General features: G+C 75.9%; 16 protein-coding genes. 10 read left to right on the top strand and 6 right to left on the bottom strand.

The window, feature by feature from the left end:
- Positions 1 to 29: 29 nt before the first annotated feature.
- Both ACFVNO_RS07420 and ACFVNO_RS07415 read right to left on the bottom strand, forming a co-directional pair.
- Positions 30 to 1,694, bottom strand: coding sequence for a hypothetical protein (locus tag ACFVNO_RS07420; RefSeq protein ID WP_378890251.1), 1,665 nt, complete (start codon positions 1,692 to 1,694; stop codon positions 30 to 32).
- Positions 1,679 to 2,440: an ABC transporter ATP-binding protein gene (locus ACFVNO_RS07415; RefSeq protein ID WP_378890756.1), complete on the bottom strand. Its 762-nt coding sequence runs from the start codon at positions 2,438 to 2,440 to the stop codon at positions 1,679 to 1,681. The genes ACFVNO_RS07420 and ACFVNO_RS07415 overlap by 16 nt, the downstream gene beginning before the upstream one ends.
- A gap of 251 nt (positions 2,441 to 2,691) precedes the next feature.
- Between ACFVNO_RS07415 and ACFVNO_RS07410 the strand changes: the two genes are divergently transcribed.
- Both ACFVNO_RS07410 and ACFVNO_RS07405 read left to right on the top strand, forming a co-directional pair.
- Positions 2,692 to 4,071, top strand: coding sequence for a sensor histidine kinase (locus tag ACFVNO_RS07410; protein WP_378890248.1), 1,380 nt, complete (start codon positions 2,692 to 2,694; stop codon positions 4,069 to 4,071).
- Positions 4,071 to 4,856, top strand: a complete 786-nt coding sequence (locus ACFVNO_RS07405) for a response regulator (protein WP_378890245.1) — start codon at positions 4,071 to 4,073, stop codon at positions 4,854 to 4,856. Before ACFVNO_RS07410 ends, ACFVNO_RS07405 begins: the two co-directional genes overlap by 1 nt.
- A 234-nt stretch (positions 4,857 to 5,090) precedes the next feature.
- On the opposite strand, the gene ACFVNO_RS07400 is transcribed toward ACFVNO_RS07405, so the two are convergent.
- Positions 5,091 to 6,443, bottom strand: coding sequence for an MATE family efflux transporter (locus ACFVNO_RS07400; protein ID WP_378890242.1), 1,353 nt, complete (start codon positions 6,441 to 6,443; stop codon positions 5,091 to 5,093).
- 292 nt (positions 6,444 to 6,735) lie between these two features.
- On the opposite strand from ACFVNO_RS07400, the gene ACFVNO_RS07395 reads away from it, so the two are divergent.
- On the top strand, positions 6,736 to 7,188 hold the full coding sequence (locus ACFVNO_RS07395; protein WP_220559753.1) for a carboxymuconolactone decarboxylase family protein: 453 nt from the start codon (positions 6,736 to 6,738) through the stop codon (positions 7,186 to 7,188).
- A 97-nt stretch (positions 7,189 to 7,285) separates the two neighbouring features.
- Positions 7,286 to 9,082: an AMP-dependent synthetase/ligase gene (locus ACFVNO_RS07390; RefSeq protein ID WP_378890238.1), complete on the top strand. Its 1,797-nt coding sequence runs from the start codon at positions 7,286 to 7,288 to the stop codon at positions 9,080 to 9,082.
- A 150-nt stretch (positions 9,083 to 9,232) separates the two neighbouring features.
- On the opposite strand, the gene ACFVNO_RS07385 is transcribed toward ACFVNO_RS07390, so the two are convergent.
- Complete coding sequence (locus ACFVNO_RS07385; protein WP_378890235.1) at positions 9,233 to 9,766, bottom strand: hypothetical protein; 534 nt, start codon at positions 9,764 to 9,766, stop codon at positions 9,233 to 9,235.
- A 205-nt stretch (positions 9,767 to 9,971) separates the two neighbouring features.
- On the opposite strand from ACFVNO_RS07385, the gene ACFVNO_RS07380 reads away from it, so the two are divergent.
- The 5 genes from ACFVNO_RS07380 (at position 9,972) to ACFVNO_RS07360 (ending at position 14,817) form a co-directional block, all read left to right on the top strand.
- Positions 9,972 to 10,478 (top strand): ArsR/SmtB family transcription factor, encoded by a 507-nt coding sequence (locus ACFVNO_RS07380; RefSeq protein ID WP_378890232.1) that lies wholly within the window; start codon positions 9,972 to 9,974, stop codon positions 10,476 to 10,478.
- 19 nt (positions 10,479 to 10,497) lie between these two features.
- On the top strand, positions 10,498 to 11,568 hold the full coding sequence (locus ACFVNO_RS07375; protein WP_378890229.1) for a serine hydrolase domain-containing protein: 1,071 nt from the start codon (positions 10,498 to 10,500) through the stop codon (positions 11,566 to 11,568).
- Positions 11,565 to 11,951: a hypothetical protein gene (locus ACFVNO_RS07370; protein ID WP_355265982.1), complete on the top strand. Its 387-nt coding sequence runs from the start codon at positions 11,565 to 11,567 to the stop codon at positions 11,949 to 11,951. Before ACFVNO_RS07375 ends, ACFVNO_RS07370 begins: the two co-directional genes overlap by 4 nt.
- Positions 11,952 to 12,211: 260 nt before the next feature.
- Positions 12,212 to 13,579, top strand: coding sequence for an ATP-binding protein (locus tag ACFVNO_RS07365; RefSeq protein ID WP_355265979.1), 1,368 nt, complete (start codon positions 12,212 to 12,214; stop codon positions 13,577 to 13,579).
- Complete coding sequence (locus ACFVNO_RS07360) at positions 13,576 to 14,817, top strand: cytochrome P450 (RefSeq protein ID WP_355265976.1); 1,242 nt, start codon at positions 13,576 to 13,578, stop codon at positions 14,815 to 14,817. The genes ACFVNO_RS07365 and ACFVNO_RS07360 overlap by 4 nt, the downstream gene beginning before the upstream one ends.
- A 41-nt stretch (positions 14,818 to 14,858) precedes the next feature.
- Here ACFVNO_RS07360 and ACFVNO_RS07355 read toward each other — a convergent pair whose 3' ends face one another.
- Positions 14,859 to 15,980 (bottom strand): hypothetical protein, encoded by a 1,122-nt coding sequence (locus tag ACFVNO_RS07355; RefSeq protein WP_378890224.1) that lies wholly within the window; start codon positions 15,978 to 15,980, stop codon positions 14,859 to 14,861.
- Complete coding sequence (locus ACFVNO_RS07350) at positions 15,977 to 16,600, bottom strand: sigma-70 family RNA polymerase sigma factor (protein ID WP_355265970.1); 624 nt, start codon at positions 16,598 to 16,600, stop codon at positions 15,977 to 15,979. Before ACFVNO_RS07350 ends, ACFVNO_RS07355 begins: the two co-directional genes overlap by 4 nt.
- Positions 16,601 to 16,799: 199 nt before the next feature.
- Here ACFVNO_RS07350 and ACFVNO_RS07345 point away from each other — a divergent pair, with 199 nt between their 5' ends.
- Positions 16,800 to 17,774: an alpha/beta fold hydrolase gene (locus ACFVNO_RS07345; RefSeq protein ID WP_378890221.1), complete on the top strand. Its 975-nt coding sequence runs from the start codon at positions 16,800 to 16,802 to the stop codon at positions 17,772 to 17,774.
- Positions 17,775 to 17,795: the final 21 nt, after the last annotated feature.

Below are 17,795 nucleotides of genomic sequence, written 5' to 3'. Positions count from 1 at the left end.
GCCGTCCGCGCCCGGGCCCGGCGCCGCGTTCACGCCCCCTGCGGCCGGGTCTCCCCGTTGCCGGAGATCGCCGTCCGTTCCAGCCGGTCCAGCAGGGACCCCCGCTCCGGCACCGACCGGAGCGCGACCTCCCTGCCGTAGCGGATGCGGGTGAACGTCTCCGGCAGGCGGGCCGCCAGCCGCCGGTGCGCGACCCGCCCCAGCCACCAGGCCCCGAGCAGGCCGTTGGCGACCCCCACCGGCAGCGCCGCCCACGGCGTCCCGGCCAGGCCCAGGAACACCGCCGCCAGCACCGCCGGGGCGGTCAGCACCGGCAGCGCCGCCAGGGACAGCCACACCTGGACCTGGTTGTCGCCGCTGTCGTTGGCGTCCACCCGCAGCTGCGGGTCCACACCGGGGGACAGGGCCACCACCGAGAACAGCAGGGACAGGCCCGACCCCACCCCGAACACCGCCGCCAGCCCGGTGAGCACGTAGGGCCAGGTCCAGTGCTCGCCGGTCGACACGATGAACAGCGCGCTCAGCACCAGCGCACCCGGAGCGCTCAGCAGCAGGACGGCGACCTGCCGGCCGCGCACGTCCGCCCTGGCGGTGTCCCGTCCCTGCCCCACGACCGCCTGCCACAGCGCCGTCCCGTCGTGCCCGTACATGTTCGCCGTGGCCAGCACCATGATGAACGCGCAGATCACCCCGGAGAACGGCGCGAAGAACGCGAACACCTCGCTCCACCAGCTCAACAGTCCGATGAACAGGCCCGCCCACAGCGCGGCGCGCACCTCCAGGCCCCGCCACGGATCGCGCCACCACTGGCGCACCTCCTTGCCGACCACCGCGCCCAGCGGCGTGTCCGGCAGCAGGCCGCGGGCCGGGCGGGACAGCGGCCGGGCGCCCAGGGGGCGCCCCCGGCGCCGCACCCCGCGCGCCGCGACCCGGGGGGCCAGCAGCACCGCGGTGACCGAGGCCAGGACCAGCGCGGTCAGGGCCGTGGCCGCCAGCCACCCCAGGGCCGCGCCCCAGTCGCCCGCCCCCGCCGCGTCCACCGCGTGCACCGGCCAGGAAGCGGGCAGCGCGGCCAGGACCGCGCCCGCCGTCCCCTCGCCCAGGCCGTGCTCGCGCAGCTCCAGGGTCGCCGCCAGCGCCGGCTGCACGGCCATCCACCCGAAGAAGAGCAGGGCCAGGATCAGCCCCCACTGCACCGAGGCGATCTCGACGCCGAGCCGCGAGTGCATCGCCGCGCCCAGGGCCCGGAACACCAGGCGCGACAGGGCGATCAGCGAGATCCACAGCAGCAGCGCCGCGGGCACCGCGACCAGGGCCGCGCCCGCCGACAGCGTCGCGCCGTGCCACACCAGGGCCGCGGCAGCGACCAGGGTCAGCGCGGGGCCGATGTCCACGAAGGCCGTGACCAGCAGCAGCGCGCCGGTGCGGCGGCGGTCCATCGGCAGCAGCGCGAAATACTGCGACCGCAGCGTCCCCGCACCGTTGGCGACCGTCGGGCCCAGCGCCCAGCCCGCCGCCCAGACGGCGAAGACCAGGGCGAACAGGTCCGACCGGATCCCCGGGCCCGGGACGGCGAGGGCGAAGTACCAGGTCGCGGCGGTGCCCAGCAGGGCGAGGACCAGGCCCAGGACGCGCATGCCCGTGAAGGAGCGGCGCATCAGTGCCAACTTCAGGCGGATCAGGACGAGAGCCACGACAGCTCCTCCTCGCCGATCCCGCGCGCGCCGACCAGGCGCACGAAGGTGTCCTCCAGGGTGGCGTCCGAGCCGCGCACCCTGTCGAGAGTCCCGTCGGCCAGCATCCGGCCCCGGGCGATGATGGCCACCCGGTCGGCGAGCTGCTCCACCAGGGCCATCACGTGGCTGGAGACGACCACCGTGCCGCCGCCGTCGGTGAAGCGGCGCAGGATCGCGGTGAGCACCCGCGCCGACACCGGGTCGACCGCCTCGTAGGGCTCGTCCAGCACCAGTACGCGGGGGGCGTGCAACAGGGCCGTGGCCAGGCCGATCTTCTTGCGCATACCGGTGGAGTACTCCGCGACCAGGACCCCCTTGCGGTCGGCCTCGTCCAGCTCCAGCACCCGCAGCAGCTCCTCCGCCCGCTCGTGGACCAGGTCGCGGCCGAGCCCGCGCAGCCCTCCCCAGTAGGTGAGCAGCTCGCCGCCGGTCAGCCGCTCGGGCAGGGACAGGCCGTCGGGGAGCACGCCGAGCAGGCGCTTGGCGGCCACCGGATCGGACCACATGTCCACGCCCAGGACCCGGGCGGTGCCCGCGTCGGGGCGCAGCAGGCCGACGGCCATGGAGATCGAGGTGGTCTTGCCCGCGCCGTTGGGGCCCACCAGCCCCAGCAGGGACCCGCGGGGGACGGACAGGGACACCCCGTCGGCGGCCGTCGTCCCGTTGAAGGCCTTGGTCAGCCCGACCAGTTCGAGGGCGGGCACGTCTTCGGCAGCGGGCCCGGCGCCCGTCGGGCCGGTGTCCTTCGGCACAGCGTCTGTCGGCACAGCGTCGTTCACCATGCCACCGATCGTCCCGCCGCGGGGCGGGGCCGCACATCGGCCGATCGGACGCGGTCCGCCACCGCAGTGTCGGCCGATCGGCCGACGACCGCGCCGACCGCCCCGGACCGCGGGATCGGCCTTTCGGCCGAGGTGCCGCCGCCCGCCCCCGGCCTACCCTGGAAGGGACGTCGGTGACGGGGGGCGTGATGGCGGGCGGCGGGGCCGGGAGCGGGACCGGGGAGGACGGGAGCGCGGAGCACCGCGGTGTCCGGGCCGGCCGGTGGGGCGTGACCTGGCGGACGGTGGTGGCGGTCGCCGCCGGGCTGCTGTGGACCGTGCTGTACGCCCTCCTGTACGCGGCGGGGTACAACTCCTACGTGCCCCCGTGGCTGAGGGGCGTGGACGTGGCCCTGGGCGCGGCGGCCTCCGTGGCGCTGCTCGCGCGGCCCCGGCACCCCCTGGGCACGGCGGTGGCCGTCGGGCTGATCTCGGCCGTGTCCTCGGCCTCGGTGGCGGCGCTGGTCATCGCGCTCATCGGGCTCGCCGCGCGCCGTCCCTGGTGGCAGGCGGCCGCGGTCGCGACGGGCACCCTGCTCGCCGGGCTGCCCTGGTTCCTGCTCCTGGTCCCCGGCCACCAGGTCTCCTTCGCGATCGCGGTCACCGTGCTCCTGCTCTCGGGCTGCCTGGGCTGGGGGCTGGCGATCAAGTCCCGGCTCCGGCTGGTCGAGCGGCTGCGCGAGGACGTGCTGCGCGCCCGCGCCGACCGGGACCGCAGGCTGGACGAGGCCCGCGCGGACGAGCGCCGGCGCATCGCCCGTGAGATGCACGACGTCCTCGCCCACCGGATGTCCCTGCTGTCGGTGCACGCGGGGGCCCTGGCCTACCGGGTCCGCCAGAGCGAGCAGGGCCAGGCCCCGCCGCCGACCGCCGAGGAGCTCGGCGCGGCCGTCCAGGTCATCCGCGACAACGCCCACCGGGCGCTGGACGAGCTGGGCGGGGTGCTGGCGGTGCTGCGCGCCGCCGACACCGCCCGGGACGGGGTCGGCGACGGCCCGGGGGAGGAGGGCACCGCCCCGCCCCAGCCCACCCTCGCCGACCTGGACCGGCTGCTGTGCGAGGCCGCCGACTCCGGGCAGCGCGTGACCGCCCGGGTGGAGCTGCCCGAGGGTGCCGCCCCCGCCGACCGGGTGGGCCGTAGCGCCTACCGGGTGGTGCAGGAGGGGCTGACCAACGCCCGCAAGCACGCCCCGGGGGCCCGGGTGGAGGTGCGGGTCCACGGCGGTCCGGGCCGGGGGCTGGCGGTGTCGGTGCGCAACCCGCTGCCGGTCGGGGTGGCCGTGTCCGAGATCCCCGGGGCGGGCGCCGGGCTCACCGGCCTGGCCGAACGCGTGGGCCTCGACGGCGGCGCCCTGGCCCACGGGCCCGACGGGGGCGCCTTCCGCCTGGACGCGGAGCTGCCCTGGCCCGAGGGCGTCCCGGCCCCGCGACCATCCGGGACGGCGGCCCCGGGGGAGGCCGCCCGCCCACCGGTCCCGGCGGGCTCCGCGGTCCGCAGGCCGGGGGTGCGATAGTGGGGAGCGTGGACACACCCGTGCGCGTTCTCCTGGTCGACGACGACCCGCTGGTGCTGACCGGGCTGCGGATCATGCTCTCCGGGGCGCCCGGCCTGGCCGTGGTCGGGGAGGCCGCCGACGGGGAGCAGGTGGTCGCCGCGGTGGCCGAACACCGGCCCCACGTGGTGCTCATGGACGTGCGCATGCCGGGCATGGACGGGATCGCCGCCACCCGGGCGCTGCGCACCGGCGGCGCCGACGACCCCCAGGTCATCGTGCTGACCACCTTCGACGCCGACGACACCGTCGCCCGGGCGCTGCGCGCCGGGGCCGCCGGGTACCTGCTCAAGCACACCGAACCGGAGAGGATCGTCGAGGCGGTGCACCGGGCCGCCTCCGGGGAGCCGGTGCTCTCGCCCGCCGTCGCCCGAGCCCTCATGGACCGGGTCGCGGCCGACACCGGGCCCGGTACCGGAACCCGGGGCGGCGGCGCCGGTCCGGGCGATGCCGACCCGGGCGGCCCCGCCGGTGCCGGGGCGGCCGGGCCGGGCTCCGGGGGCGGACGGGACGCCGAGCGCCGCCGCGCCGCCCGGGAGCGGCTGGCCCTGCTCACCGTCCGCGAGCGCGAGGTGGCCGACGCGGTCGCCGCCGGACTGTCCAACACCGAGATCGCCCGGGCGCTGCACATGTCGCTGGGCACGGTGAAAGCGCACATCTCCAGCGCGCTCACCAAACTCGACCTGGCCGGGCGGGTGCCGCTGGCGCTGCTCGCCCACGACGCCCGCGACCCCGAACTGCCCTGACCGAGCCCCGCCCTGACAGCGGTCCCTTGACCCCGTACCGCCCTGAAGGTGCCCCGCCCCGGCGGCGGCCCCTGAGCGCGGCCTGTCCCGCCCCTCATCCGCCCTGATGGCGGCCCGCTCCGGCGGCGGCCCTCCGCCCCCGGCCTGCTGCGCCGGCGGCTCCCCGACCGCGGTCCGCCCTGGCGGCGGCCTGTCCTGGCCTCGGTCTGTTCCGGCGGCGGCCGGGGCCGCCTCTCACAGGCGGGCGGACCGTCGCAGGAAGGCCGCGGTCTGGCCCACGACGAGGCCGGCGTTGGCCACCGCGTAGGCGGTCCAGACCCCGGCGAGTCCGCCCAGCGCGGCGGCGGGCGCCGCCGCCAGGCACAGCAGCCCGTAGCAGACCGCGAACGTGTACATCGAGTACCGCGCCTGTTTGAGCCCCAGCAGCCCCATCCCCGGCAGCGACTGCACGGCGTCGGCCGCCACCGCCGCCGCCAGCACCGGCAGCAGCGCGACGACCGCCTCCCGCACCTCCGGGTCGGGCGTGAACACCCCGACCGCGGACCCGCCCGACGCCCACAGCAGCACCAGGCCGACCGCCACAGCGGGCACCGCCACCAGGTACCCGGCGGTGATGGGGCGGCGCACCCCCGCCACCGACCCCCGCTTGGCGGCCCGGGCCGTGAACGGGATGCCGGACTGGCCCACCGCGACCGCCGGGAGGAACAGCAGGTTGGCGACGACCACCAGCACCTGGTGCGCGGCCGCCTGCTCCGTGCCGACGCGGGCCACCACCAGGCCCAGCAGGCTCAGCGCCCCGAACTTGATGAGCAGCGTGGCCCCGGTGGGCAGCCCGACCCGGGCGATTTTCACGACGCCCGCCCACTCGGGCGCGCCCGTCCCCACCCGGTGTCCGCGCAGCACGGTCCGGCGGCGCGAGACGTACAGGAACAGCGCCGCCATGAGGCAGCCGTCCGCGAACAGCGCCAGCGCCGCCCCGGTCAGCCCCAGCCCGGGGACGGGGCCCGCGCCCAGCACGAGCAGCGGGGTGACGGTCACCGCCACACCGGTGTTGACCAGACTCAGCAGCATCACCGACCGGTTCCGCCCCAGGCCGATGAGCAGCACCGTCACCGATGCCTTGAGCGCGGAGGCCACCAGGGCCAGACCCGTCAGCACCGCGGGCAGCACGCCCAGCGCCGCCAGGGTCGGCCCGGCCACCCCGATCGCACGTGCCCACAGCGGGGCCAGGGCCAGGACGGCCCCGCCCGCCCCGCCCATGAGCAGGGCCAGCCAGGTGGAGTCGCGCACCACGGGCGCCAGCGCGGCCGGATCGTCGCCGTTCTCGGCGATGAACGGCATCGACCCGCGCAGCGCACCCTGCACCACCATGAGCAGCGGGTTGAACACTGTGATGAGCAGCGCGTAGGCGGCCAGGTCGGCGGTGGCGGCGTTGCCGATCACGCCGACCGTGACCATGCTCCCGGCGGTCCCGGCGAGCATCGAGCAGTACAGGGGGAACGCCTTGCCCCCCAACCGCAGCGCGGTCCGTCCCAGCGGTGCGGGGGAGTCGGCCTGTTCGGACGCGGTCGGGGGTTCCGTGGTCACGGCGGGGGCCTCCCGGGGTGGTTCCCGATGGGTCCCGGAAAACGTAGCATCCTTTTTCTTGCGGCTCCGGAAGAATGTGTCGATAAAAGCCCTCTCCATCACGGCGGCGATTCTTCTGAAAAGGGCCTCCCGCCGTTCGGGGGCGGACGGTGCCGAACGGCCTCCGCCGCCCCGCCGGCGCGCGGCCCGCGGTGCCGGAAAGGGCGGCCCCGGCCCCGGGAAGAGCCGCGTCGTCGCGTATGTTGCCGGTAGTGCGGGCCGTGCGGGCCCGCCCCGACCGAGGAGGAGCCCCGTGTCCCAGAACCGCATCGTGTGGTCCAAGCAGGTCCCGGAGATCTATTCCAAACTCGACGAGGTCGACGCCCTCGTCGCCGAGCACCTCGACATCACCCTGCTCGAATTGGTGAAACTGCGCTCCTCGGTCCTCAACGGCTGCTCGTTCTGCGTCGACCTGCACACCCGCCGGGCGCTCAAGGAGGGCGAGTCGCAGCAGCGCCTCTTCCTGGTGTCGGCCTGGTACGAGGCGGGGGAGAACTTCACCCCGGCCGAGCGCGCGGCGCTGGCCCTCACCGACGAGATGACCCGCCTGGGCGACCGCGGGGTCTCGGACGAGGTCTACGCGGAGGCGGCCGAGCACTTCGATGACAAGCAGCTGGCCGCCCTGGAGGTCGCGATCTCGATGATCAACCTCTACAACCGGCTGGCGGTCACCTCGCAGCTGCACCCGCGTCCCCGCAGGGGCTGAGTGCCGTTCGGGGTCTGTCCGGGGCGGGGGCCCGGTGTTACGCTCGCCTGTGCTCTAGATCACATGTGAGTGCAGTGACGACCGTCAGGAGCCCTCCGTGCCCCCAGCCGTCTCCCCTGACCACACCCTCGCGCACCTCCTCGAACACAACGCCGCCGTCCACCCCGACCTGCCCGCCCTGTCCTGGCGCTCCGGCACCGACTGGGAGACCCTCACCTGGTCCGAGGTGAACGCGGCCGTCGCCCGCCTCGCCCAGGGCTACGCCTCGCTCGGCGTGGCCCCGGGCGACCGCGCCCTGCTGATGATGGGCGACCGGCCCGAGCACTGGCTCTCCGACCTGGCGCTGGTGCACATCGGCGCGGTCCCCACCACCGTCTACGGCACCGCCGCACCCGAGCAGGTCGCCTACATCGCCCGGCACAGCGGGGCCCGCCTCGCCGTCGTGGAGGACGCCGCCGTCGCGGCCGCCTGGGAACCCCTGGCCGCCGACCCGGGCACGGCGCTGGAGTCCCTGGTCGTGGTCTCGGGGGCCGACCCCGGCCGCGGCCACCTCGACTACGCCGCCCTGGCCGCCACCCCCGCGGGCGACGCGTTCGGGCGCCGCCACGACCTCAAGCCCGACGACCTGCTCACCGTCGTCTACACCTCCGGGACCACCGGCGACCCCAAGGGCGTGGCGGTCACCCACCGGCGGATGCTCGCCAACCTGGCCGCCCTGGACTCCCTCATCGACCTGCCCGAGCACGCCGCCCACATCTGCTACCTGCCGCTGGCCCACATCGCCGAGCGCGTCCTGGGCCTGTACCTGCCGCTGCTGCGCGCCTCCCACGTGTGGATGTGCGACGACCCGGCCCGCCTGGTGGAGGTGCTGCGGCACGTGCGCCCGCCCCAGTTCTTCGGGGTGCCCCGGGTGTGGGAGAAGCTGGCCTCGGCGCTGCGGGCGGGCATCGCGGGGCTGCCCGAGGAGCAGCGCGCGGGGATCGAGGCCGCCATGGCGGTGGCCACCGAGCACACCGCCCACCTGGAGCGCGGCGAGCCGGTCCCGCCGGACCTCGCCGAACGGTTCGCGGCGGTCCGCGGCCTCGCGCTGGCCCCGCTCCTGGAGAAGGTCGGGCTGGACCGCGTGGTGTGGGCCTCCAGTGCCTCCGCCCCGATGCCCCAGGAGGTCGTCCGTTTCTGGGCGGGCCTGGGCGTGCCGGTCATGGACGCCTGGGGCCTGACCGAATCCCTGGGCGTGGCCACCGTCAACACCCCGACGGCCGGGTTCCGGCTGGGCTCGGTGGGGCGCCCGCTCGCCACGGTGGAGGTCCGGGTCGCCGACGACGGCGAGGTCCTGCTGCGCGGCGAGACGGTGTTCGACGGGTACGTGGACGCCGGGGGCGCGGTGCGCCCGGCCACCGACGCCGACGGCTGGTTCGCCACCGGCGACGTCGGGCGCCTGGACGGGGACGGCCACCTGTGGATCACCGACCGCAAGAAGGAGATCATCGTGACCAGCGGGGGCAAGAACGTCTCGCCCGCCCTGGTGGAGAACACCCTCAAGGAGCACCCGCTGGTCGGCCAGGTCTACGCCCACGGGGACGGCCGGCCCTACCTGGTGGCGCTGGTGGTGCCCGACCGCGAGGTCGCCCCGGTGTGGGCGGCGGCCCGGGGCATCGACACCGGCGGGGACTGGGACGCCCTGGTCGCCCATCCGGAGGTGAACGCCGAGCTGGAGCGCGCCATCGCCGCGGCCAACGCCCGGCTGAGCCGGGCCGAGCAGGTCAAGCGCCACCGCGTGCTGGCGGGGGAGTGGGGCCCGGACACCGGTGAGCTCACCCCCTCCCTCAAGCTTCGGCGGCGCGTCATCCGGGACAGGTACGCGGAGGAGCTGGACGCCCTCTACCGGGACTGACGCCGCTCTCCGCCGCGGCGCCGCGACTGCGGCGCCCGGGCGGAACCGGCGGGAACAGGCGGGAGGGGCGCCCCGTACGGGGCGCCCCTCCTGTCCGTGTTCCGCGGGGCCGGCCTGTTCTCGGCCGGCCGGTGTCCGGTCGGTCCGGGCTCAGCCGGCGGGCCGGCCGCGCTCGGTCGGGTGCCCGGCGGTCTGCTCCGGGGCCCGCGCGGGCCGGGGCGCCTCGTGCGCGGCCTGGTAGCCGCTCCGGTAGGCCTCCTGCTCGGCGGCGCTCATCCCGGCCGTCGTTCCGGAGCCGTCCCGAGCGGCCTTGCTCGGCCACCCGGCGGTCAGGCCGTAGATCACCAGGATGTCGATGGCGATGGCCACCATCGACCACACCGGCATGGCCATGACGAACGCCAGCTGGGCCAGGGCGTTGAGGCAGGCCAGCACGATGGCGAAGACCCGGGCCCAGGTGCTGCCGGACAGCAGGGACAGCCCCGAGGCCACCAGGACCACGCCCCACAGGCCGAGCAGGACGCCCCAGGCGCCGTAGCCCATGACGAGCATCTCCGTGTCGCCGACCACGTAGAACTCCGGCGTGAACAGGGCGACCAGCCCCTGGATGATGTTGACCGCCCCGATCACGATCATCAGGGTCGCGGCGAAGAACTGCCATCCGTTGGGTGAATCTCCACGCATCTCGTCTCCTCACCGACCGGGCGCGACGGTCCGGGCCCCGGCCCTTCGGACGTGCACGGAAGACGCGGGTCGCGCTCCGCCCCTTCATGATCTGCCGGTCCGGGTCAGCGGAACGCCAGCGATCGTTCCGCATCCGGCAAAGTCGGACGGGTCCTTGTGTTTCTACGGAATTACGTAATTACGGACTTTCTGGTACCGTCCGGGTGTGGCAGATGAGACGACCGAACGCAGGCTGGCCGACCTGGAGGCCAGGATCGCCGCGCTGGAGGCGCGGGGCGCGGCCGGGCCCGCGCCGGAGGCCGAGGGCGATCCGTTCTTCGCCCTGGACGCCCTGAAGCGGCGCGTCACCGGAGCCGGAGGCGTGGCCTTCGCCGGGGTCGTCGGCTCGGGCCCCGAGGCCGTCGAGTGGCAGCAGGGCCTGCCCGCGGAACGCCTGGCCGCGGAGGACTGGTCCCGCCGCGCCGGGGCGCTGGACGCCCTGGGGCACCCGGTCCGCCTCCAGCTGCTCCAGGCGGTCTGGCAGGGCACCGACACCGTCGCCGCCCTGGCCGAACGCTCCGACTTCGGCACGACCGGCCAGATCTACCACCACGTCAACCTGCTGGCCGCCGCCGGATGGCTCGTCACCGTCCGCCGCGGCCACTACGCCGTCCCTCCCGAACGCCTCGTCCCGCTCCTGGTGATCCTCACCGCCGCGGGCGGGGCCGTCTGACCCGAGAGAGAGGTGGCCCGTGCACACCCGCACCGCCGTGGCGGCCCTCCTGGCCGCGCTCCTGGTCATCGCCCTGGGCGTCGCGGTCGCCCCGCGCGTCCCGACGCTCTCCGCCGCCGGGACCGGTGACCCGGACCTGCTCGACCGCGCCCGCGACCTGTACGCCGACGGCCCCCGCGACCTGCTCGCCGTCGTCGAGGTCGACGGCGCCGACACCGCCGCCGCCCACTTCGGCGGCGGGGCCGACACCGACTTCGAGATCGGCTCCATCACCAAGACCATGACCGCCCTGCTCCTGGCCGACGCGATCGAGCGCGGCGAGGTCGCCGAGGAGACGCGGCTGGGCGACCTGCTCGACCTCGGCGACGCCCCGGCCGCCGACGTCACCCTGGCCGAACTGGCCTCCCACCGCTCCGGGCTGCCCAGGCTCCCCTCCCGGTTCCGGGACGTCGTGAACGCCGCGGTCGCCGCCAACTTCCTGGGACGCGACCCCTACCGCTACGACGAGGCCGCCCTGCTGGACCAGGCGCGCGCCGCCGAGCTCACCGACCGCGGCGAGTCCCGCTACTCCAACCTGGGCTTCGCCCTTCTGGGCCTGGCCCTGGCCGAGGCGGCCGGGGCCGACTACCCGGACCTGCTGCGCGAACGCCTGCTGGACCCGCTCGGCATGCACGACACGTACCTCCCCCGCACCGAGGCGGACCTGCCCGCCGGCGCGACCCTCGGACACACCGCGAAGGGCCGCACCGCCGCCCCCTGGCTCGCCATGGCCTACGCCCCCACCGGCGGCGTCCGCTCCACCCCGGCCGACATGGAGCGGTTCGCCCGCGCACTGCTGGACGGCACCGCGCCCGGTGCGGCGGCCCTGGAACCGCGCTGGCCGGACGGCGAGGACCGCATCGGCTACGCGTGGGTCGCCACCGACGTCGAAGGAACCGAGGTGACCTGGCACAACGGGGGCACCGGAGGGTTCACCTCCATGCTGGCCCTGGACCGGGAGGCCGGCCGGGCGGTCATCGTGCTCTCCAACACCACCGCCGAGGTGGAGGGGCAGGCCGTCGAGCTGCTCACCGGAAAGGAGTGGTCGTGAACACCGAATCGATCGCCGTCGTCATCAGCGCCTTCTTCTGCCTCTGGTGGGCCGTCGCCGCCGTGTCCCTCGTCCTGGCCGCCCGCCCGGGCTCGGGCGGGCGCCGTCTCGCCGACCGCTGGGACGCGCTGTCCCGCACGGCCTCGCTGGTCTTCCTCGTCCCCGTCTGCCTGGTCGCCGTCACCTGGACGGCCGTCCCGGTCGCCCTGTGGTACCTGCTGACCGCTCTGACCGCCGCGGCGGTCGCCCTCGTCGTGCTGCGCCTGCCCGGCCTGCCCGCCCGCGGGCAGGACGCCGGGGCGCCCGGCCGCCGCGCCTCGGCGATCGGCAACACCGCGCTGGCCGTGGCGCTCGTCTGTGCGCTCGCCCTGTTCCTGCCCTGAAAAGGCCCGAGGGGAATCCGGGCTGACGGGACGACGCCTGGGCCGGTGAATGTATTGTCCTGACAAATGGCGAATTCGACGATCAAGGTACGTGACGACCTGGGGGAATCCCGCTTTTTCGGCGGGGATTCCTTTTTGTAAGCCCCGCACCGAGCGCGAATGTGGTCTAACGTGAAAATCGTCCGACCGCGCGTTCCCGGCGAGCGCCGTGGCCCGTCGAACGCGCGGCGGGACCCCGTTCCGTTCGACCCGAGGACCCCATGCCGACCGACTCCCGCGACCGGACCCGGACCTCCGTGCACCCCGCCCACCAGGCCCTCATCGCCCTCCTGGCCACCGCCGTCCTCGTCGTCCCCGCCTGGACGTGGACGGTGGCCGCGGTCGGCGTCCGGGACCGCCCCCTGGTCGCCGCGGCCGCCGGGGCTTTCGGCGCCGCCCTGTGCGCGGCCGTCGCCGTGGCCGCCCACCGCGCCGCCACCGTCCACGTGGTCCGGGACGGGCGCATCCGGGCCCAGACCGCGGGCGAGACCCTCGAACACGAGGCCGCGCTGCTGGCCGACCACCTCCTGCCCGCCCTGGCCGAGGGCGTCCGCGCCGGGCGCACCGTCCGGGAGGTCCTGGCCGCGCACCCCCCGGTCCGGCACGCGGCACTGGACCGGCTGCTGCGCGTGGCCGGGGGAGAACTCGACCTGGCCGCCCGCCGGGCCGAGCACGCCCGGGCGCTCATCGCCCGCTGCGAACGGCGGATCACCGACCTGGACCGCACCTGGCTGCCGCTGCTGACCGCCCGCATCCGCGCCGACCGCCGCGCCGCCGCCGAGGCCGCCGACCCGCCGCCCCCGCCCAGCGGACACCAGCCCATCGACGACGCCCTGACCCGGCTGAGCGACCACGTCCGGGACGAGCTGCTGACCGCCGCCCGCCGCACCGACACCGCGCTGGCCGCCACCGCCGCCTGCGGAGCCCGCCTGCGCGCCGGGCTGGAGACCGCCGCCGAGCACCTGCACACCCTGCGGGAGACCCACGGCGACCGGCCCGAGGTCCGCGAGGACCTGGTGGAGGCGGGCCGGGTCCTGGCCCGCACCGTCCGGACCGCCGACACCCTGGTCACCCTCGCGGGCGGCGGCCTCGGCCGCCGCGACACCGGGACCGTCCCCCTGCCCGAGGTCCTGCGCCGGGCGACCCGGCGCATCGGCGCCCACCGGCGGGTGCGCGCCCGCGGCGCCGAGGGGGTGGAGGTCCTCGGCCAGGCCGCCGAGCCGCTGGCCCGCGTCCTGACCGAGCTGCTCGACAACGCCGCCTCCTTCTCCGGACCCGACACCGAGGTGCTCGTCCGGGCCGAGGAGGGGGAGGAGGGGGTCCTCCTGAGCGTCGAGGACGGCGGCCCCGGGATGCGCCGCCGCGAACGCGAGGCCGCCCGGGCCCGCATCGACTCCCCGGGGGGGCTCCAGACCCTGGACGGGGAGCGCACCGGACTGGCCGTGGTCGGCCTCATCGCGGCCCGCCACCGCTTCTCCGTGGACTTCGGCGCCTCCGCGCAGGGCGGGCTCAGGGTCGGCGTCCTGGTCCCGCGGACCCTGGTCGCGGCGGTCGGCCCGGTGACCGCGGGCGCGGGGATCGCCTCGTGAGCGCGGACGACCCGTTCCGGTGGCGGAGGGCGCCCGACACCCCGGACCCGGCGAGCAGCGGCCCGCCGCCGCCCTCTCCCGACCACGCCGACGCGCCCCGCCTGTACGGGGACGGGGCCCACAGCGACGTCCCGGGCCTGTACGCCCGGCTGCGCGCGCTCGGCCCGGTCGCCCCGGTCCTGCTGGAGCGGGACGTCCCCGCCTGGTTCGTCTCCGGCGTGCGCGAACTGCGGCAGGTGATGGGGCGGCCCGAATGGTTCTCCCGGGACCACCGCCGGTGGAACCTCTGGGACCGGGTCGGCGCCGACCACCCGGTGCTCGAACACGTGCTGTGCGCGCCGGTGCCGTTCGGGGAGGACGGCGGGGAGCGGGCCGACGCGGTCGGCGACGCCCTGGCCGCCGTCGACGGGACCGACCTGCGCGACCTGGCGGTGCGGGTCTGCCTGGAACGCATCGACGCCTTCGCCGCCGCGGGGAGCGCCGACCTGGTCGCCGACTACGCCCGGCACGTCCCGGCGCGCGTCTTCGCCCGCCTGTGCGCTCCGGGGGACGACCCGTCCCCGTTCGCGGACCTGGTCGCCGCGGCGGACACCGGTCCGGGGGCCGCCCCGGCCCGCCGCCGCCTGCACGCCCGCCTCACGGAGCTGCTGCTGGACCGCCGCCGCCTGCCGCGCGCCGACCCGCTCTCCCTGCTGGCCGCCCGCCGGACGCCGGCGGATCCGGGGGAGCCCGCCCTGGACCTGCTCCTGGCACTGGTCCACGGCCAGGCCACCACCGGCGACTGGATCGCCGGCGCCCTGCGCCTGGCCCTGGCCGGCGACGGCCCGGCGGCGGCGCTGGCCGCAGGGCGGACCACCGTCCCCGGGTTCCTCGAGGAAACGCTGTGGCGGGACACCCCCGCCCGCAACACGGCGGGCCGCTGGGCGGTGCAGGACTGCGACCTGGGCGGCCGCCGGATCCGCCGCGGCGACCTGCTCGTGCTGGGGCTGGCGGCGGCGGGCCGCGACGCGCCGCGCACCGCGCGGGAGCGGCCCCGGGTCTTCTTCGGCCACGGGGAGCGCGGCTGTCCGCACCCCGCGCCCGGGGTCGCGGCGGCGATCGCCGCCGCCGCGGTGGAGACCGCCCTGGAGCACCTGCCGGACCTGCGGGCGGTCCCGTCCGGACCGGACCGCGGGCCCTCACCGTGGGCGGGCGGCCCGGACCGCCTCCCGGTGGCCTTCACGCCCCGCCCGCGGTGACGCCCCGGTCCGCCCCCGGGGAAGCGGGGGCGGACCGGGGGTCACTCCCCGCGCAGGTCCTGGTAGTCGACGGGCACCGCCGGCTCGCCGATCTCCTGGACGAACCCGGCCTCCTCGTAGGCCACCCAGATCTCGCCGCCGGCGCGGTGCTCGCTCAGCAGCGTGCCGGTCTCGGGGTCGATGACCCAGTACATGGCCAGCTCCTCGTTCTGGGGGTCGGGCGGGTAGGGGACCTCCACCTTGTAGCCCGCCCGCCCGAGCGGGTCCTTGTCCGGTCCGATCAGCCGGATCCCCTCCAGCTCCCCGGCCAGGGCGAAGAGCGCCCCCCGGGTGTCGTTCCGCACGGGATCGGTCACCAGCCCCGAGAAGGCGTCGCTCAGGAACGAGTCGAATGCCGCATCCGTGACCCGGGACGTGTCGCCGCCCTGTTCCCTTTCCGCCTGCAGGGTTTCGCGGAGCAGGGACTCCAGGCGTTCGGCGTCGCCCGGAAGCCCCCCCAGTTCGGAGACGCCCAGTCCGAGTCGCCCGATCCCCTCCCCCCGGTAGGCGGTGCTCACCGGGGTGGTGTGGTCCAGTTCGGGTGATCCCGCCGCCTCCCAGGCCCTCCGGTCCGCCTCGCTGGGGAAGGTGGTCTCCGTGCGGAGGTTGAGGTTGTTCAGCAGCCGGAACTCACCGCCCACTTCGACCCATTTCTCCTCGGTGAAGGTCTGGAGGGCGGTGTACTCGGCCTGGCCGTAGTCCAGCGGGCTAGCCGGGCGGTGGTTGCGGGTGCGCACGTACCAGAAGCCGCCCTGCTCCTCCTCCTGCGCCGCGGCCGCCTCGGCGGCGGCCGCGAGCAGCTCCCGCGCGTCCGCGTAGGCGGGGGCCTCCGTGCCGCTGTTCTGCACGTCGGCGCCGCCCGGCTCGCCGGGGACCACGAGCCGTCCCGGGGAGTACACGAAGAGTCCGGCGGCGACCGCGGCGGCGGTGGCCAGCGCGCCCACCGTCACCGGGAGCCGCCAGCGGCGGTCGGCGGCCGCACGCAGGAACGCGCGCCGGCCGCCCGCCGCCCGGGCCCGCGCCAGGACCTGTTCCCGGTTCGCCCGGCTCAGTTCTTCGGCGCGCTCGCGCAGGGCCGGGGGCTCCAGCGCGGACACGGTGTCGAGGATGTCTTCCTGGATCATCGGGCCTCCTGGTGCACGGTGCGGACGATGGTGTGGTCGGGGGTGCGGGGGCCGGGCGGCCGGGGATCGGGGGAGCCGCGCCCCCGCCCCCGGCGGGCCGCGGAGCCCTCCAGAGTCTCCAGTTCCTTGAGCAGTGCGCGGCGGGCGCGGTGCAGGCGGACCGAGAAGGTCCCGGCCGAGCAGCCCACGACCCGGCCCGCCTCGGCGGGGGAGAGCCCGTTCCAGGCGACGAGGGTCAGCGCCTCCACGTGCTTCTCGGACAGCTCGCTCAGGGCCCGGACGGCGCTCTCGCGCAACACGAACCGCTCGGCGACGTCCCACTCCTGCTCGTCGCGCCGGTCGGCCAGCTCGGCCAGCCGCCGCAGCAGGGTCTCCCGGCGCATCCGGGCGCCGTACTGCTTGCGCAGCAGGTTGCGGGCCACGCCCAGCAGCCAGGGCAGCGGCGGGTCCGGGATGGCGGACAACTTGCGCCAGGCGATCACGAACGTCTCACTGGCCACCTCCTCGGCCACCGTCTCGTCCGCGCGCAGGAGACAGAACGCCAGGATCCTGGCGTGATATCGGTCGTAGAGATCCGCCAACCGGTCGGTGGGCGGGGCATCGGCCCTGTCGGTCCTCATCGGTCTCCTTCGCCGTCATCGGACTCTCGGGGAAGTAGTCCTCGGCGGGGCGGGCGGGATTACCGCCGGGGCCCCCTTTTCCTCTGGCATCCGCCGACGTGTCCGAGAACGTTCGCTCCGTGTCGCCCGGGAGGGCGGACGGGGCGGCGGCCCGCACAGTAGCGTGGCCGTGACCCCCCGACCGATCGGGTAACGGACGGTGGACATGGCGCACAGGGACATCCGGGGCAACGGAGTCCGACTGCACATCGCGGAGCAGGGGAGCGGGCCGCTGGTCCTGCTCCTGCACGGATTCCCCGAGGGCTGGTACTCCTGGCGGTACCAGCTCACGGCCCTGGCCGAGGCCGGATACCGGGCCGTCGCCCCCGACCAGCGCGGGTACGGCCGCAGCGACCGCCCGAAGGAGGTGTCGGACTACACCCTGCCGCACCTGGTGGGCGACGTGGTCGCGCTCATCGACGCACTGGGGGAGGAGCGGGCCGTCGTGGTGGGCCACGACTGGGGCGCCCCGGTCGCCTGGGCCACCGCGCTCATGCGCCCGGACCTGGTGCGCGGGGTGGTCGGCCTGAGCGTGCCGCCGGCGCCCCCGGCGATGATGCCGCCGCCCTCGGTGACGCGGAAGATCTACGGCGAGGGCTACTACCAGGTCTACTTCCAGGAGCCGGGCCGGGCCGACGCGGAGATGGCTGCCGACCCGGTCCGGTTCCTGCGGCGCATCCTGGCGGGTGCGTCCGACGACGACCCCGACGCCGACGAGCCGAGGGTGTGGATGATCCCCGAGGGGACGACGGCCGTGGACAGCCTGCCCGAGCCGGAGTCGCTGCCCGGCTGGCTCACCGAGGACGCCGTGCGGTTCTTCGCCCGCGAGCACGCCCTGCACAAGGAGCACGCCTACACCGGGCCGCTGAACTGGTACCGCAACATCGAGGCCAACCAGGGGCTGATGTCCCCCTTCCAGGGGCGCACCATCGACGTGCCCGGGCTGTACATGGTGGGCACGATGGACCTGGTCCTGGCCATGCGCGGGGTCCCGGAGCTGCGTGCGGCGCTCACCTCGATCGTCCCGGACCTGCGGGGGGACATCACCCTGCCGGGCTGCGGCCACTGGACGCAGCAGGAACGGCCGGAGGAGGTCAACGCGGCCCTGCTGGAGTTCCTCGCCGGGCTCGACTGAGCCCCCGGCCCCGCCGCGCCC

Source organism: Nocardiopsis sp. NPDC057823 (assembly GCF_042797335.1).
Taxonomy (GTDB): Bacteria; Actinomycetota; Actinomycetes; order Streptosporangiales; family Streptosporangiaceae; genus Nocardiopsis; species Nocardiopsis changdeensis.
The sequence above is the reverse complement of the archived record's forward strand: the minus strand, read 5'-3'. Positions and strand labels throughout refer to the sequence as shown.

Bases quoted from the DNA above. Each gene is read 5' to 3' on its own strand.
- ACFVNO_RS07365 (WP_355265979.1), top strand. From the start codon at position 12,212: ATGCCGACCGACTCCCGCGACCGGACCCGGACCTCCGTGCACCCCGCC.
- ACFVNO_RS07385 (WP_378890235.1), bottom strand. From the start codon at position 9,766: ATGCGTGGAGATTCACCCAACGGATGGCAGTTCTTCGCCGCGACCCTG.
- ACFVNO_RS07350 (WP_355265970.1), bottom strand. From the start codon at position 16,600: ATGAGGACCGACAGGGCCGATGCCCCGCCCACCGACCGGTTGGCGGAT.
- ACFVNO_RS07355 (WP_378890224.1), bottom strand. From the start codon at position 15,980: ATGATCCAGGAAGACATCCTCGACACCGTGTCCGCGCTGGAGCCCCCG.